Origin of the sequence: Exiguobacterium sp. SH0S2 (assembly GCF_004337185.1) — a bacterium.
GTDB classification, from domain to species: Bacteria; Bacillota; Bacilli; order Exiguobacteriales; family Exiguobacteriaceae; genus Exiguobacterium; species Exiguobacterium aurantiacum_A.
The window spans coordinates 182758-196511 of record NZ_SJVB01000004.1 but is presented as its reverse complement, the minus strand read 5'-3'; the positions used below and the strand labels follow the sequence as shown (position 1 = coordinate 196511).

Annotated in this window: 12 protein-coding genes and 1 pseudogene; 9 read left to right on the top strand and 4 right to left on the bottom strand. The window is 53.6% G+C overall.

Annotated elements, in window-relative coordinates:
* Positions 1–78: 78 nt before the first annotated feature.
* Positions 79–1149 (bottom strand): Fe(3+) ABC transporter substrate-binding protein, encoded by a 1071-nt coding sequence (locus EVJ21_RS11500; protein ID WP_131465902.1) that lies wholly within the window; start codon positions 1147–1149, stop codon positions 79–81.
* 227 nt (positions 1150–1376) lie between these two features.
* Here EVJ21_RS11500 and EVJ21_RS11495 point away from each other — a divergent pair, with 227 nt between their 5' ends.
* Together EVJ21_RS11495 and EVJ21_RS11490 are read left to right on the top strand one after the other, a co-directional pair.
* Positions 1377–1943 carry a TetR/AcrR family transcriptional regulator gene (locus EVJ21_RS11495; RefSeq protein ID WP_131490576.1) on the top strand — a complete coding sequence of 189 codons (567 nt, stop codon included), beginning with the start codon at positions 1377–1379 and terminating at the stop codon, positions 1941–1943.
* A 29-nt stretch (positions 1944–1972) separates the two neighbouring features.
* Positions 1973–5116, top strand: a complete 3144-nt coding sequence (locus EVJ21_RS11490; RefSeq protein WP_131490575.1) for an efflux RND transporter permease subunit — start codon at positions 1973–1975, stop codon at positions 5114–5116.
* A gap of 49 nt (positions 5117–5165) precedes the next feature.
* Here the strand turns inward: EVJ21_RS11490 and EVJ21_RS11485 are convergent, their stop codons facing one another.
* Positions 5166–5903 (bottom strand): YwqG family protein, encoded by a 738-nt coding sequence (locus tag EVJ21_RS11485; protein ID WP_131490574.1) that lies wholly within the window; start codon positions 5901–5903, stop codon positions 5166–5168.
* A 151-nt stretch (positions 5904–6054) separates the two neighbouring features.
* Here EVJ21_RS11485 and EVJ21_RS11480 point away from each other — a divergent pair, with 151 nt between their 5' ends.
* Positions 6055–6411, top strand: coding sequence for a CidA/LrgA family protein (locus EVJ21_RS11480; RefSeq protein WP_070328372.1), 357 nt, complete (start codon positions 6055–6057; stop codon positions 6409–6411).
* Positions 6408–7082, top strand: a complete 675-nt coding sequence (locus EVJ21_RS11475; protein WP_070328373.1) for an LrgB family protein — start codon at positions 6408–6410, stop codon at positions 7080–7082. The genes EVJ21_RS11480 and EVJ21_RS11475 overlap by 4 nt, the downstream gene beginning before the upstream one ends.
* Before the next feature lie 168 nt (positions 7083–7250).
* Here the strand turns inward: EVJ21_RS11475 and EVJ21_RS11470 are convergent, their stop codons facing one another.
* Positions 7251–8342, bottom strand: a complete 1092-nt coding sequence (locus tag EVJ21_RS11470) for an RNA-guided endonuclease TnpB family protein (RefSeq protein ID WP_131490573.1) — start codon at positions 8340–8342, stop codon at positions 7251–7253.
* A 296-nt stretch (positions 8343–8638) separates the two neighbouring features.
* Here EVJ21_RS11470 and EVJ21_RS11465 point away from each other — a divergent pair.
* The 4 genes and pseudogenes from EVJ21_RS11465 to EVJ21_RS11450 all read left to right on the top strand — a co-directional run.
* Positions 8639–8764: pseudogene (locus EVJ21_RS11465) on the top strand (SDR family oxidoreductase); the annotation flags it as partial.
* A gap of 115 nt (positions 8765–8879) precedes the next feature.
* On the top strand, positions 8880–10118 hold the full coding sequence (gene pepT, locus EVJ21_RS11460) for a peptidase T (protein ID WP_131490572.1): 1239 nt from the start codon (positions 8880–8882) through the stop codon (positions 10116–10118).
* A 54-nt stretch (positions 10119–10172) separates the two neighbouring features.
* Positions 10173–10619 carry an SACOL1771 family peroxiredoxin gene (locus EVJ21_RS11455; protein WP_131490571.1) on the top strand — a complete coding sequence of 149 codons (447 nt, stop codon included), beginning with the start codon at positions 10173–10175 and terminating at the stop codon, positions 10617–10619.
* Between the two features lie 2 nt (positions 10620–10621).
* Complete coding sequence (locus EVJ21_RS11450; protein ID WP_131490570.1) at positions 10622–11344, top strand: DNA/RNA nuclease SfsA; 723 nt, start codon at positions 10622–10624, stop codon at positions 11342–11344.
* Between the two features lie 22 nt (positions 11345–11366).
* Here the strand turns inward: EVJ21_RS11450 and EVJ21_RS11445 are convergent, their stop codons facing one another.
* Positions 11367–11978 carry a stage II sporulation protein M gene (locus tag EVJ21_RS11445; protein WP_161568957.1) on the bottom strand — a complete coding sequence of 204 codons (612 nt, stop codon included), beginning with the start codon at positions 11976–11978 and terminating at the stop codon, positions 11367–11369.
* A 132-nt stretch (positions 11979–12110) separates the two neighbouring features.
* Here EVJ21_RS11445 and EVJ21_RS11440 point away from each other — a divergent pair, with 132 nt between their 5' ends.
* Positions 12111–13736, top strand: coding sequence for an ABC-F family ATP-binding cassette domain-containing protein (locus tag EVJ21_RS11440; protein WP_070328113.1), 1626 nt, complete (start codon positions 12111–12113; stop codon positions 13734–13736).
* The last annotated feature ends 18 nt before the right edge of the window (positions 13737–13754 follow it).

Sequence of the window (13754 nt, the reverse complement as noted above, 5' to 3'; positions counted from 1 at the left end):
ATCGTCCCGGTAATACCTTTAGACTGTCAGGAAACGCAAAAACCTTCGGCCTGAACATGCGTTCAAGCCGAAGTCGTTTTATTTCCAACCAGCTTCGTTGAAGATGCGGATGGCTTCTTGCTGATTTTCACCGAGAACAGATAGGTTGATATCTTGTTCTTTGAACTCACCCCATGATTTGAGGAGCTCGTTCGGCTCGACCGATTCGTTGACCGGGTACTCGTAGTTGGCGCTTGCGAACTGCTCTTGCGCTGACGGGTCAGACATGAACTCCATGAGTTTCTTCGCGTTGTCAGAGTTCTTCGCCGCTTTCGTCATCGCGATTCCAGAGATGTTGACGTGCGTACCTGTCGTGTCTTGGTTCGGGAAGAAGATACCGAGCGCTTCAGCGACTTTCTTCTCTTCCGCGTCTTCTGAGTTCAGCATGAGACCCATGTAGTACGTGTTCATGATGGCCACATCACCTTCACCGGCGACGACGGCTTTCGCTTGGTCACGGTCGTTCCCTTGTGGGTCACGCGCCATGTTGTTGACCATGCCTTCTGCCCATTCTTTCGCTTGGTCGACGCCGTTCACTTCGATGAATGACGAGAGGAGTGAGATGTTGTACATGTTTTCAGATGGACGAACGAGCACTTTCCCATTCCACTGTTCTTCCGTGAGCGCTTCGTACGTCGACAAGTCTTCCGGCTTCACGCGATCTTTCGCGTAGACGATGACACGTGCACGCTTTGTGAGACCGAACCATTCTTTGTCCGTGTCACGGTATTTTTCTGGGATGTTCGACTCAAGCACATCGCTATCGACCGCTTGAAGATGCCCTGCTTCTTTTGCCTGGTGCAAGTTCCCGGCGTCAGCAGTAATAAAGAGATCCGCTTCCGTGTTCTCACCTTCTGTGTTCAAACGTTCAAGAAGTTCATCACCTTTTCCTTCGACGACGTTGACTTTCACGCCCGTCTCTTCTTCGAACTGTTTGTAGAGCTCTTTGTCGACATCGTAATGACGGCTCGAGTAGACGTTGACGACTTTTGATTCTTCTGCCGTCTCATTGTCCCCTGTAGTAGTCGTCTCTTCCGTGCTCGCGCAAGCCGCGAGTAGTGATGTCGTAAGTGCTGCCGAAAGTCCAAGTGCCATGTACTTTTTGTTCATTTATATTTCCCCCATGTTTTAGTCTCTTTGTTGGTAATGATAATTACTCTCAATCACTATAATCGATGATAATCATTCTCATGTCAACCTTTTTTTGAAAACGTTACCATTAGTTATGTGTTTATAACTTAACAGTTTTGACGATATCATTTCTTGACTTCAAAATGACGAGGCGCCTATAGTTGAATTGAAAAGACCGTCTGGTCGGTACAGAAAGGAGTGACGAAATGACAAACCGATCAACTATCACGAAACAAAAACTGTTAGATGCCGCGACCGAGATCATCATGGAGCACGGAGTGCACCAACTGACATTAGAGGAAGTCGCAAAGACCGCTGGTGTCTCAAAAGGTGGCCTGTTGTATCATTATCCGTCGAAAGAAGCGCTTTTGACCGCCATCGTCGAACGGCTTCAAACCGAACAAAACGATTTATACGAATCACTTCAGGCTGACGGCCACGGTCCGGTCGAGGCGTTCGTCCGCCTATTTGATGAGACGAAACTCTATCCGGAACGCTCGCCAATTCATATCGATGCCGAGAAGATGATCGCCTTCTTGACGTTATTCGCCGTCGATCAAGCGTACGCCGACCGTTGGAAGCATGACCTCGACACGTTCTTCGCCGAATTTCAACAGACGAGCGATCCCGTCGAGACGATGATCATCCGCTATGCCCTTGAAGGGATGATGATGTCCGAACACTTCAATGTCGGCGTCCCCCCTACCGCTTTAAAACAAGACATTATCGCTCGACTCATCGAGCGCGCCCGACACATCGATTCGGGAAACTAGACTAATTTATTAGAGGAGAAATGAACCCCATGCAAAAGATCACGACCTTCTCCGTCAACAACAAGTTCGCAGTTTGGTTGATGACGATCATCTTAACGGCCGCCGGAATCTTTGCCGGCCTGACGATGAAACTAGAGACACTGCCTGACATCACGACACCGACCGTCTCGGTGACGACGATTTATCCCGGTGCTTCCCCTGAACAAGTGCTCGACGAAGTGAGCACCGTGCTCGAAGATCGCTTGAAGAGTTTGAACGGTGTCGAACAAGTCCGTTCGTCTTCGTTCCAAAACGCTTCGAACATTCAAATCGATTATGATTTCAGCACGGATATGGAAGCAGCCGAACAACAGGTCAAAGATGCACTCAGCAACGTCGAGCTGCCAGAGTCCGTCCAAGACCCGCAAGTGTCACGCCTCAGCTTCGACGCGTTCCCGGTCGTCGGTGCAGCCGTTTCAGATGAAAGCCTCGATTTGGCTGAGTTGACAAAACTTGTCGAAGACGAGCTCCAACCTTCCCTTGAAGGTGTCGAAGGTGCCCAGCTCGTCCAAATCGCCGGTCAAGAAGTCCGTCGCGTCGAGCTTCGCTTCGACGAGGCCGCACTTGCCGAATACAACTTGACAGAAGATGCGGTCAAACAGTTGATTCAAGCAAACGATGCCCGTATCGCGCTCGGTTTGTACGAGCTCGGGGATACGGAACAGGCCGTCGTCATCGACGGGAAGTCGGAGACGCTCGAAGCGTTCCGCGACCTGCAAATCCCGTACTCACCAGCTCCAGCTGAACCGACCGCCCCAGGGACGCCAAGTGGATTCCCGGCTGGCGAGACACCTGAGTTGCCAAGCGAAGTCCCTGGCACAGTCCCACCTGCGAATGTGCCGACAACAGTCCCGACCGTCGCTTTAAGCGAACTCGCGACAATCGAAGACCGCGGCATCGAAGAATCAATCTCGCGGTCGAACGGAGAACGTTCGATCGGAATTCAAGTGACGAAGACACAAGACGCGAACACCGTCGACGTCGTCAACGCCGTCAAAACGATTTTAGACGACTTTGAGGCCGAATATGATACGGCGAACGTCTCAATCACACTCGACCAAGGTCAGCCGATTGAAGAATCGGTCGAGACGATGGTATCGAAGGCGTTACTCGGTGGTCTATTCGCTATTTTGATCATCTTAGTGTTCCTTCGTAACTTCCGTTCGACGATCATTGCTGTCATCTCGATCCCGCTATCGCTCTTGATGGCGCTCATCGTCTTGAAGCAACTCGATATCACGCTCAACATCATGACGCTCGGGGCGATGACCGTCGCGATTGGACGCGTCGTCGATGACTCGATTGTCGTCATCGAAAACATTTATCGTCGACTCACTCGTCCGAACGAACCGTTACGCGGCAAAGCGTTGATCATCGCCGCGACGAAAGAAGTGTTCGTCCCGATCGCGTCATCGACAATCGTGACGATCGCCGTCTTCTTGCCGCTCGGTTTCGTGACCGGCTTCGTCGGCGAACTGTTCTTGCCGTTCGCCTTGACCGTCGTCTTCGCCTTGCTCGCTTCGCTCCTCGTCGCGATCACGGTCGTACCGATGATGGCCGATTCGTTCTTTAAAAACCGTGACAAGCTGAAGCCGGAAGAAGGACCCGGTAAACTTGCCGAATGGTACCGCGGTGTGCTCAACTGGTCGCTCAACCACAAGCTCGTCGTCTTCGGACTCGCGACACTTCTCTTGATCGGCAGTTTTGCCCTCGTACCAGCCATCGGGGTCAACTTCTTGAACCAAGATTCGGAAAAAACGCTGTTCGTCACGTTCGACCCGGAACCCGGACAGACGCTTGACGACTCGATCGCGGCTGCTGAGATCGCCGAGACGTACTTTATGGAAGACCAGCCGAACGCGACCGACGTCCAGTTCACGGTCGGTGGCGAAAACCCGCTCAACCCGGGGAATAACAAGCAAGGGATCTTCATCGTCCAGTACGACCCGGACACAGAAGACTTTGCCGACGTCAAATTGACAGACATCGAACAATTGAACGAACTTGCCTCAGGCGGAGAATGGAAAGAACAAAACTTCGCCGGCGGTGCCGGAACGAGCGGTGTGACGTATAACGTCTACGCCAACTCGCTCGAAGATCTTGAAGCGATTGTCCCGACATTCATCGAGACGATCGAAGAAGAGACGGACTACGTCCGCCAAGCGACGTCTGATCTTCGTGAGTCATACGTCCAGTACACGTTCAACGTCGATCAACAAGCAGCAGCTGAAGCTGGCGTCTCGGCCGCTCAACTCGCTCAAACGATCGGTCAGTTCCAAGCACAGGCCAGTCCGCTCGCCAGTGTGACGATCGATGACAAACAGCTCGACGTCATCATCCCGACGGAACAAGTCACGTATGACAGCATTGAAGACTTGCAAGCGCAAGAAGTGACGACGCCGTTCGGGCCGCGCCCAATCTCAGACTTCATCGAAGTCGAAGAAGGCACGACGCCGGACACGCTCGTCCAGCGCGACGGCAAGCTCCTTGCTACCGTCAGCGTCGAACTTAGCACGGACAAGGCGACGGAAGCGTCGGCCGCCATCGAAGAACGTGTCTCTGACATCGATCTCCCGACGGGAGTCTCGTATGACGTCGGCGGCGTGACAGAACAGATTCAAGAATCGTTCACGCAGCTCGGCCTTGCGATGCTCGCAGCCATTGCCATCGTCTACTTGGTGCTCGTCGTCACGTTCGGCGGTGCCATCACCCCGTTCGTCGTATTGTTCTCGCTCCCTTATGCGATCATCGGCGGACTCGTCGCCCTCTTGATCACGGGAGAAACGATTTCCGTATCTGCTTTGATTGGTGCGCTCATGTTGATCGGGATCGTCGTCACAAATGCGATCGTCTTGATCGACCGCGTCATTCATAAAGAAGAAGCCGGTCTATCGACGCGTGAAGCGTTGCTCGAAGCAGCCGGTACGCGACTCCGTCCGATCCTTATGACGGCGCTCGCGACAATCGGTGCCTTATCACCACTCGCCCTCGGACTCGAAGGCGGCGCACTCATCTCGAAAGGTCTCGGTGTCACCGTCATCGGCGGACTCACAAGTTCGACGTTACTGACGTTGCTCATCGTCCCAATCGTCTATGAGTTCTTCGCTCGATTCCGCAAGAAACAACAAGCATAATTCAAAAAGAGATTTGACCGAGAGCCGGTCAAATCTCTTTTTGTTGTGTTCAGTAACATTGCATGATCATTTCGGTCTCCTCGAATCGTTTGGCCTGAAGCGCCTCTGTCGGAATCAAAAAGTAAAGAATCCCGACATCGCCGAACATGATATCGAGCTCTTCTGACGAATCCATTTGGAAGAGCAGGAACGGCCGCTTGAAGCGGTCACCATATGTGTCCTGAACCTCTTCGAACACATCATTTTGAATTGCGTTCGGATGACCGCCGATTGCGTGAAATTCCTCATCGTCAATCAGCTCTTCGAACGCCTCGAACTGATCGTCATTCAATAGATGGGCGAGCACATCAACGTTCGGTGCGTATGATTCATCAAACGAGACCCCCCGTTCGTTCAGCGCCTCCCCGACTTTGACACGTTCAAGGTCTGTGTCTTCCGTGTACACAACATGCCAAAGATGACGTTCGTCCTTGTCGCCCCACGGTTGTTCTTCCATATCGTAAAAGAAAGACAACAATCCTTTTTTTGGAAGCGCCTCGACCGACTCACAGCCGGCAAAGTCGCTTAAGCGAAATTGCGCCAAAAACGTCAAGTTCTCTCCAGGATGGTCCGACCCGATCGGTAAATCTGGATAACCACCAAATTTCGAATGGCCAATCGCCACCTCTTGTCGTGTCGTTCGAGGCACCATACTCAAATTGATTCGTTGTTGGAACGCGTTCAAGACGTCTGCCCCATTTTTGATTTGATGTTCTTGAATGAACCGTTCGACTGCCGTTTGTTCCATAAATACACCTCATTTGTTAGTAGTGAGCTCATTATACCACCCCGAACATATGTACCCGTTATCTTTTTTGTCATAGCCTCCATCTTGACCTAGATGATAAAGTTTGAGAGAATTCATACGTTTTGAATGTATATGCGAAAGGATGAATCACATGCAACGTCTTATCAAATGGATTATCGGCCTTTCGCTCTTATTTGGCTTGAGCGCGCTCGGGAATTGGATCGTCGCCGTGCTCGCTTTAAAAGTGCCAGGGAGCGTCATCGGCATGGTCCTATTACTGCTCTTATTGATGACCAAGATCATCCGCGTCGAATGGATCGAAGATAGCGCCGGTTTCTTGACGAAGCACCTCGCCTTTTTCTTCATCCCGATTGCCGTCGGGCTCATGTCGTATAGCTCGCTCTTAAAGGCGGAAGGCGTTCCGCTCTTCCTCGCCTTGATCATTAGCATGACGATCGGCCTCGTCGTGACGGCGCTCGTTTCCGGAAAACACGGTGAGGCGTCATGACCGTCTTCTGGATATTGATTACCATTGCCGTCTATATGTTGAGCCGGAAGCTGTCATTCAAATGGGCGTCCCCGTTCACGAACGTCGTCTTTTTGAGCACGCTCACGCTCATCTTGTTATTGCTCGTCTCTGGACAGACGTACGACACGTATGCGCCGGCGAAAGATGCGATCACGACACTGCTCGGGCCGGCGACAGTGGCGCTCGGTTTGCCGCTCTATCGCAACTTGCCGATCCTGCTCGCTCGGGCTAAACGAGCGCTCGGTGCCATCGTGCTCGGGACGTTATCAACGATTTTCGTCGCTGTCGGTCTCGGGACCGCACTCAAGTTGACGGATCACGTCTTGCTCGCCTTGTCCGTCAAATCGGTGACCTCGCCGATTGCGCTCGAGCTGGCACGACAGTTACAAGGTGACGCCGCGCTCGCCGCTTCGGTCGCCGTCGCCTGCGGCATCCTTGGCGCCATGCTCGGCCCAGTGATTTTATCTATGTTCAACGTGACCGACCCGTTCACGCGCGGACTCGCCCTCGGGACGATCAGCCACGGCATCGGGACAGCCCAAGCCGCGACCGAACATCCGCTCTCAGGCGCGACCGGTGGTGCCGCAATGGGACTGACCGCCATCTTCACGTCGTTTTTGTTGCCGTTGTTGCTCCCTATCCTTTTCTAATGCCAATCGTTCAAAATATTTCATAATATGTGACATCTCATATTATAAGTGAACTACTCACCACTTATTTGCTTCGCAACTTGAAGTGGGAGCTTCTTGGGAAGACCATGCTTTTACCAGCCACGGTTGTGGACCAAGCGCGTCGGGCAGTCCCTGCCCTGGGGTGTTTTAGTCTGCGAGACGCAACAGGTTGAGGCTCGCGTTGACGTCGCGGTCATGGAGCGCCCCGCATGCGGCGCATGTCCATTCGCGGACGTCTAGCTCCTTCCTGCCGCCGTTCTCGCCGCAGGCCGAACAGACTTGGGTCGAGGCGAACCACGGGTCGGCCTGGATGAGTGTCCGTCCATAGAACCTAGCCTTATATTCCAATTGGCGGACGAACTCCCCCCATCCGGCGTCCCCGATCGACTTCGCCAGGCGGCGGTCCTGCATCATCTCCCTCGGCTTCAGCGTCTCGACCACGACGACTTGGTTCTCGTCGACGATGCGTCGCGACAGCTTGTGGAGGAAGTCGTGCCGTCGGTTCTTGACCTGCTCGTGCTTCTTGGCCAATAGGAGCCGCGCCTTCTCGCGGTTCCTGCTGCCGGGCTTCTTGCGGGACAGCGCGCGCTGCGCCCGTTTGAGCCGCGCCTCGGCCTCGCGCAGGTTGCGCGGGTTCGGGATCTTCTCCGTGACGAGCGCGTCGTTCGTCATGACGGCGAAGTGCCCGAGGCCGAGGTCGATCCCGATTTTGTGCTCGGCCGGGACCCACGGCTCGTCGTCCTGCTCGACGAGGAGCGACACGAAGAACTTGCCCGTCTTCGTCATCGACACGGTCGCCGACCGGATCTCGCCGTCGAAGATTCGGTGCTGTGTGAAGCGGATGAATCCAACCTTCGGGAGCCGGACATGGCCCCCTTCGATGCGGATCGTGCCGTGCTGGTTGTTCGTCGTGTAGGACGCGCGCGCCTTCCGTCTCGACTTGAACACCGGGAAGCCGGCCGTCCCGGCGAAGAACTTCGTGAACGCCGTGTCGAGGTGCAGCTTCGCGTTCGCGAGCGCGAGGCTGTCCGCCTCGCAGAGGAACGGGAACAGCGGCTTGTAGGAGGCCGGCGTCGGCGGCTTCCGCTTCTGCCCGGTCCCCGCCTTCGTCTCCTCGCGGATTTTGATGCGGTCCTCGAGCAGCTTGTTGTAGACGAAGCGGGCGCAGCCGATCGTCCGGACCAGGAAATCGGCCTGTGCCGCCGTCGGATAGAGCCGGTATTTATAGCCCTTCAGCATGTCTGTCCCTCCTTCACACCCGGCGTCAGGATGATTCTCTTCCCATTCCGATACCCGCGGCGGGGGAAGGGAAATCTGACGGAATCAAGAACTTATGTTCGTAATTATGTCACAGGGGTGCCCAAGAGGTTTATGTACGGGCGATTCATCTCCCACCTACGCCGAGCTTCGCCCCAGACGCTTAGAGGTGGGAGAATTCTCGCTTAATGATGTTAAAGAAGACGGTTGCTTTCTTTTTTGAAAAGGAGGAAGGACAATGAAACGTGTACAAGGTGGAGTCGCGCTTGTGACGGGCGGTGCCGCTTAAACGAATCGGAAAGCCGGCCGACGTCTCGAACCTCGTCTTGTTCCTCGCCTCAGACGAGTCGAGTTACTTCACGGGCGCCGAGTTCGTCATTGACGGCGGTGTCATCATCCAGTAAACGATGGACAGGCGCTTCGGTCGCCTGTCCATTTTTCAAACAATTTTGATACTTCTCCAAACGGTTCCCGTGCTACACTAAAACGGATGAGAAACGATATGGGGAGGTATTTTTTATGCAAGCAAAATTGATTGAACGGTTGATGACGTATGCCAAAATTGACACGCAATCTGACTTTACGAGTGAGACGACGCCGTCGACGGTGAAACAATGGGATTTGATTCGCCATCTCGAGGCCGAACTGAAGGCGATTGGGCTCGAAGACGTCGAGACCGACGAATACGGCTACTTGTTCGCGACGTTGCCGAGTAACGTCGACCATGACGTGCCGACGATCGGGCTGCTCGCTCACGTCGATACGGCGACCGATTTTACCGGCACAAACGTCAATCCGCAACTCGTCGAACACTACGCGGGTGGCGATATCGTCTTGAACGAGGCACTCAATGTTATCTTGTCACCGCGTGACTTCCCCGAACTTGATGATTACGTCGGCCATACGCTCATGACGACGGACGGAACGACGCTGCTCGGTGCCGATGATAAGGCCGGCATGGCGGAAATCGTCACGGCGGTCGAATACTTACTGGCGCATCCGGAAATCCCACACGGACCGGTCCGGATTGCGTTCACACCGGACGAAGAAATCGGGCGCGGACCACATAAGTTCGACGTCGCCCGCTTCAACGCCGACTTTGCCTACACGATGGACGGCGGTCCGCTTGGCGAACTTCAGTATGAAAGTTTCAACGCTGCCGGAGCGACCGTCACGTTCCACGGCACGAACGTCCACCCGGGTAGCGCCAAGAACAAGATGGTCAACTCGATGAAACTGGCGATGGCGTTCCATAACCGCCTTCCGGCCGACGAGGCACCGGAACATACGAGCCATTATGAAGGATTCTTCCACTTGAACGGATTCTCGGGTGATGTCGAGACGACAGTTCTCCAATACATCATCCGCGACCACGACCGGACGAAGTTCGAAGCCCGGAAAGTCTTGCTCGAGAAACTTGTCGCCGAATGGAAACAAAAATACGGCGAGGCACGCATCGACTTGAAGATGGACGACCAGTACTACAACATGGCCGAGAAGATCGAGCCGGTCAAACACATCGTCGACACCGTCGCCGACGTCATGCGCGAACTCGGGATCGAACCGGTAATCGAACCGATTCGCGGCGGGACCGATGGCTCGCAACTGTCGTATATGGGTCTCCCGACGCCAAACATCTTCACTGGCGGCGAGAACTATCACGGCAAGTTCGAGTACGTCTCCGTCAACAATATGGAAAAAGCGACACACGTCATTATCCAGACGCTCCGCACGTTCGCCGAACGCGCGCGAGCATAACACATGCGCCTCCAATCATTCTCTTCTACACTAGAGACATTGGAGGCGATTTTTATGAAGCATACGTTTCACATGAACCTTGACTGGACTGGCGGACGTAACGACGTCGGCACGATCGAGGCCGAACGGTTGAAGACGCAAATTTCGATTCCCCCGGAAATGGACGGACCTGGTATCGGGACGAATCCCGATGAGATGCTCCTCGGAGCTGCGGCGACGTGCTATATCATCACGCTCGCGGCCATGCTTGGACGGAGCCATCTTTCCCATCAAGGCATCACGATCGACGCCGAAGGTATCGTCGACGTGACGAACGGCGTGTTCACATACGAGACGATCCGTTATAAAACCGTGATAAACGTCCGCGCTGCGGCGACCGACCGGGATATCACGCTCGTCGAACGGATTGCTAAGAAAGCGAAAGACGGCTGTATGATTTCACGCGCCTTGGCCGGCAACGTGACGTTCGAGCTCGACACGACGGTCGTCCGCACGGGCTGACGATGTACCGATTTGAACGACCGTTAAAAGAAGGGGTGATCGTCAAGCGGCGCAACCGCTTCGTCATGGACGTGTTGCTCGATGACAAGATTGTCGCGTGCCACTGTCCGGTCACAGGGCGAATCGGTGATCTCGTCTTCGACGGTGTGCCTTGCCTCGTTTCGGCGGCAAACAATCTGCGACGCCATACTTCTTTCACGGTGGAAGCCATCTCGATTGACCGGGACAAGCGCTGGATCGGCATCCATCAAGGACGGGCCAACGACTACGTCGAACATCTCTTGAAAGCGGACGCTTTGCCGGTCTTTCCGTCTCTAGAACGGGTCGAACGTGAAATCGTGTCAGGCGGTTCACGCCTCGATTTCAAAGTCGATGCAGTCTACATGGAAGTGAAAACACCGCTGACGGAACTGTTCGTGACGCCGCTCCCTCGCTTTGAAGGAAACGCAAGGAAAACCCCTGTCGAGACGAAACGGTTCATCCGTCATCTTGAAACACTGATCGCGACGTTGCCACAAGCAGGACGGGCCGTTTTATTGTATGTCTTCTTATATGATGCGCCCATCTTCACCGGCAATCCGAAGCGGAGACACGACGCTTTGATTCGCCAACGGATTCGTGACGCGATCGTGGACGGGTTCGAAGTCTGGCAGTTGAACTGCGAAGTCACCTTAGAAGGAATTACCCCGCTGCGCTGTCTCGAGACGACACATTACTTCAATTAAAAAAGCCATCCTGCGATGACTTTTACTGTAGCAAGAGCGGCGTGACGTACGCCTCGATGACAGCGGAGACAGCGAGGAGCGGGACCGCGATAAATAAGAACGTCTTGATCCCTGCGAGCAATAGCGCTTTGAACGTGACGTCCGTCTCTTTTCCTCGTAACTTCTTCCATACATGACGGTTGAGCGACAGTCCCATCGCCGCCCCGAGCAGAATCGCCGAGATTTCGGTGACGCCGTGCGGTAAAATCCCGAGAACGAGCACTTTAATGACCGACTCGCCCGTGAAACCGACGAGCATGGCGACGAGACCGATGACGGCGGCGTTGATGACGACGAACACGTACGGGATGAAGAGTGGGATCATCCCGAGTAAGAAGGCGAGCAACGTGACACGTGTATTGTTCACGAACAAGGCGATCATCGTGTCGCGTGCGCTCGAGTCGAACGTCAGCCCGCTCGCTTCAAACGATTCGCCGAGTTGGGCTAAAATCTCGTCGACTTGTTCGGCCGCGATGAACGTGCGGAATAACCAATACGAGACGACGCCTGTCACGAAGAACACGAGCAACAGTCGGACGAAATCTTTGCGGTAGTAGTCGTTCCACGCCTCGCGGATCGATAGTGATGTTTTCATGAACGATTCCCCCTTATCCATTCATACGAATCCGTTCCACATTTGTTTCATATTTACCCGCGACTGCGCGTTTTTAAAAAACGTGATACAATACACGTCGTAAACAAATCAGAAAAACGAGGTATTCTATACATGATTACAGTAAATAACGTAAGTCTTCAATTCGGTGGCCGTAAGTTGTTCGAAGACGTGAACATCAAGTTCACACCAGGCAACTGTTACGGCTTGATCGGCGCGAACGGTGCCGGTAAATCAACATTCTTGAAAATTCTTGCCGGTGAGCAAGAGACGTCAACGGGTGACGTCAGCTTCTCACCTGGCGAACGTCTCGCCGTCCTCAAACAGGACCATTATGCGTACGAAGACCAGGCTGTGCTTGAAACAGTCATCAAAGGCCATGAGCGCTTGTATCAAGTCATGAAAGAAAAAGATGCAATCTATATGAAAGAAGATTTCTCTGACGAAGACGGCATGCGTGCCGCTGAACTCGAAGGTGAATTCGCTGAGATGAACGGTTGGGAAGCCGAGTCGGAAGCCGCAACGGTGCTTCAAGGTCTTGGAATCACTGACGCGTCGCACCATAAACTCATGAGCGAGCTCACGGGTGGCGAGAAGGTCAAGGTACTCCTTGCCCAAGCGTTGTTCGGTAAGCCAGACATCTTGCTCCTCGATGAGCCGACGAACGGACTTGACATCAAAGCGATTCAATGGCTCGAAGAGTTCTTGATCAACTTCGAGAACACAGTCATCGTCGTTTCCCACGACCGTCACTTCTTGAACAAAGTTTGTACGCACATGGCTGACCTCGACTTCGGTAAGATTCAGCTGTACGTCGGGAACTACGACTTCTGGTACGAGTCGAGCCAACTCGCATCGCGCATGGCCAACGACCAGAACAAGAAAAAAGAAGAGAAGATCAAAGAGCTCCAAAACTTTATCGCCCGTTTCAGCTCGAACGCCTCGAAGGCGCGTCAAGCGACATCGCGTAAAAAGTTGCTCGATAAGATCACACTGGACGACATCCGTCCGTCATCACGCCGTTATCCGTTCGTTGGTTTCTCGATGGAACGTGAAATCGGAAATGACGTCTTGTACGTCGACAACGTCTCGAAGACGATCGACGGCGTCAAAGTACTCGACAACGTCACGTTCTCATTGAACAAGATGGACAAAGTTGCTTTCGTCGGTCGCAACGACGTCGCCATCACGACACTCTTCAAGATCCTCATGGGTGAGATGGAGCCAGACACGGGTACGGTCAAATGGGGCGTGACGACGATCCAATCGTACTTCCCTAAAGACAACTCGGAATACTTCGAAGGCTCAGATAAGAGCATCTTGGACTGGTTACGCCAGTTCTCGCCAGCTGACGAGTCAGATACGTTCCTCCGTGGTTTCCTCGGCCGTATGCTCTTCTCTGGCGAAGAAGTCATGAAGAAAGCGTCTGTCCTCTCAGGGGGAGAGAAAGTTCGTTGCATGCTCTCGAAGATGATGCTCTCGAACTCGAACGTGCTCGTCCTTGACGATCCGACGAACCACTTGGACCTCGAATCGATCACAGCTCTCAACAACGGACTCGAGACGTTCAAAGGCGTACTCCTCTTCAGTTCACATGACCATCAGCTCATCTCGACGATTGCGACACGCATCATCGAAGTGACGCCGAACGGGATTGTCGACAAAGAAGCGACGTACGACCAGTTTCTCGAGAACGAATCGCTTCAACAACAAGTCGAATCACTTTACCAAAACGCATAATAAAAATCGATCGGCGCA

Excerpts from the sequence above, each read along its gene's own strand:
- EVJ21_RS11500 (WP_131465902.1), bottom strand. The coding sequence starts at position 1,149 with ATGAACAAAAAGTACATGGCACTTGGACTTTCGGCAGCACTTACGACA.
- EVJ21_RS11495 (WP_131490576.1), top strand. The coding sequence starts at position 1,377 with ATGACAAACCGATCAACTATCACGAAACAAAAACTGTTAGATGCCGCG.
- EVJ21_RS11490 (WP_131490575.1), top strand. The coding sequence starts at position 1,973 with ATGCAAAAGATCACGACCTTCTCCGTCAACAACAAGTTCGCAGTTTGG.
- EVJ21_RS11485 (WP_131490574.1), bottom strand. The coding sequence starts at position 5,903 with ATGGAACAAACGGCAGTCGAACGGTTCATTCAAGAACATCAAATCAAA.
- EVJ21_RS11480 (WP_070328372.1), top strand. The coding sequence starts at position 6,055 with ATGCAACGTCTTATCAAATGGATTATCGGCCTTTCGCTCTTATTTGGC.
- EVJ21_RS11475 (WP_070328373.1), top strand. The coding sequence starts at position 6,408 with ATGACCGTCTTCTGGATATTGATTACCATTGCCGTCTATATGTTGAGC.
- EVJ21_RS11470 (WP_131490573.1), bottom strand. The coding sequence starts at position 8,342 with ATGCTGAAGGGCTATAAATACCGGCTCTATCCGACGGCGGCACAGGCC.
- pepT (WP_131490572.1), top strand. The coding sequence starts at position 8,880 with ATGCAAGCAAAATTGATTGAACGGTTGATGACGTATGCCAAAATTGAC.
- EVJ21_RS11455 (WP_131490571.1), top strand. The coding sequence starts at position 10,173 with ATGAAGCATACGTTTCACATGAACCTTGACTGGACTGGCGGACGTAAC.
- EVJ21_RS11450 (WP_131490570.1), top strand. The coding sequence starts at position 10,622 with ATGTACCGATTTGAACGACCGTTAAAAGAAGGGGTGATCGTCAAGCGG.
- EVJ21_RS11445 (WP_161568957.1), bottom strand. The coding sequence starts at position 11,978 with ATGAAAACATCACTATCGATCCGCGAGGCGTGGAACGACTACTACCGC.
- EVJ21_RS11440 (WP_070328113.1), top strand. The coding sequence starts at position 12,111 with ATGATTACAGTAAATAACGTAAGTCTTCAATTCGGTGGCCGTAAGTTG.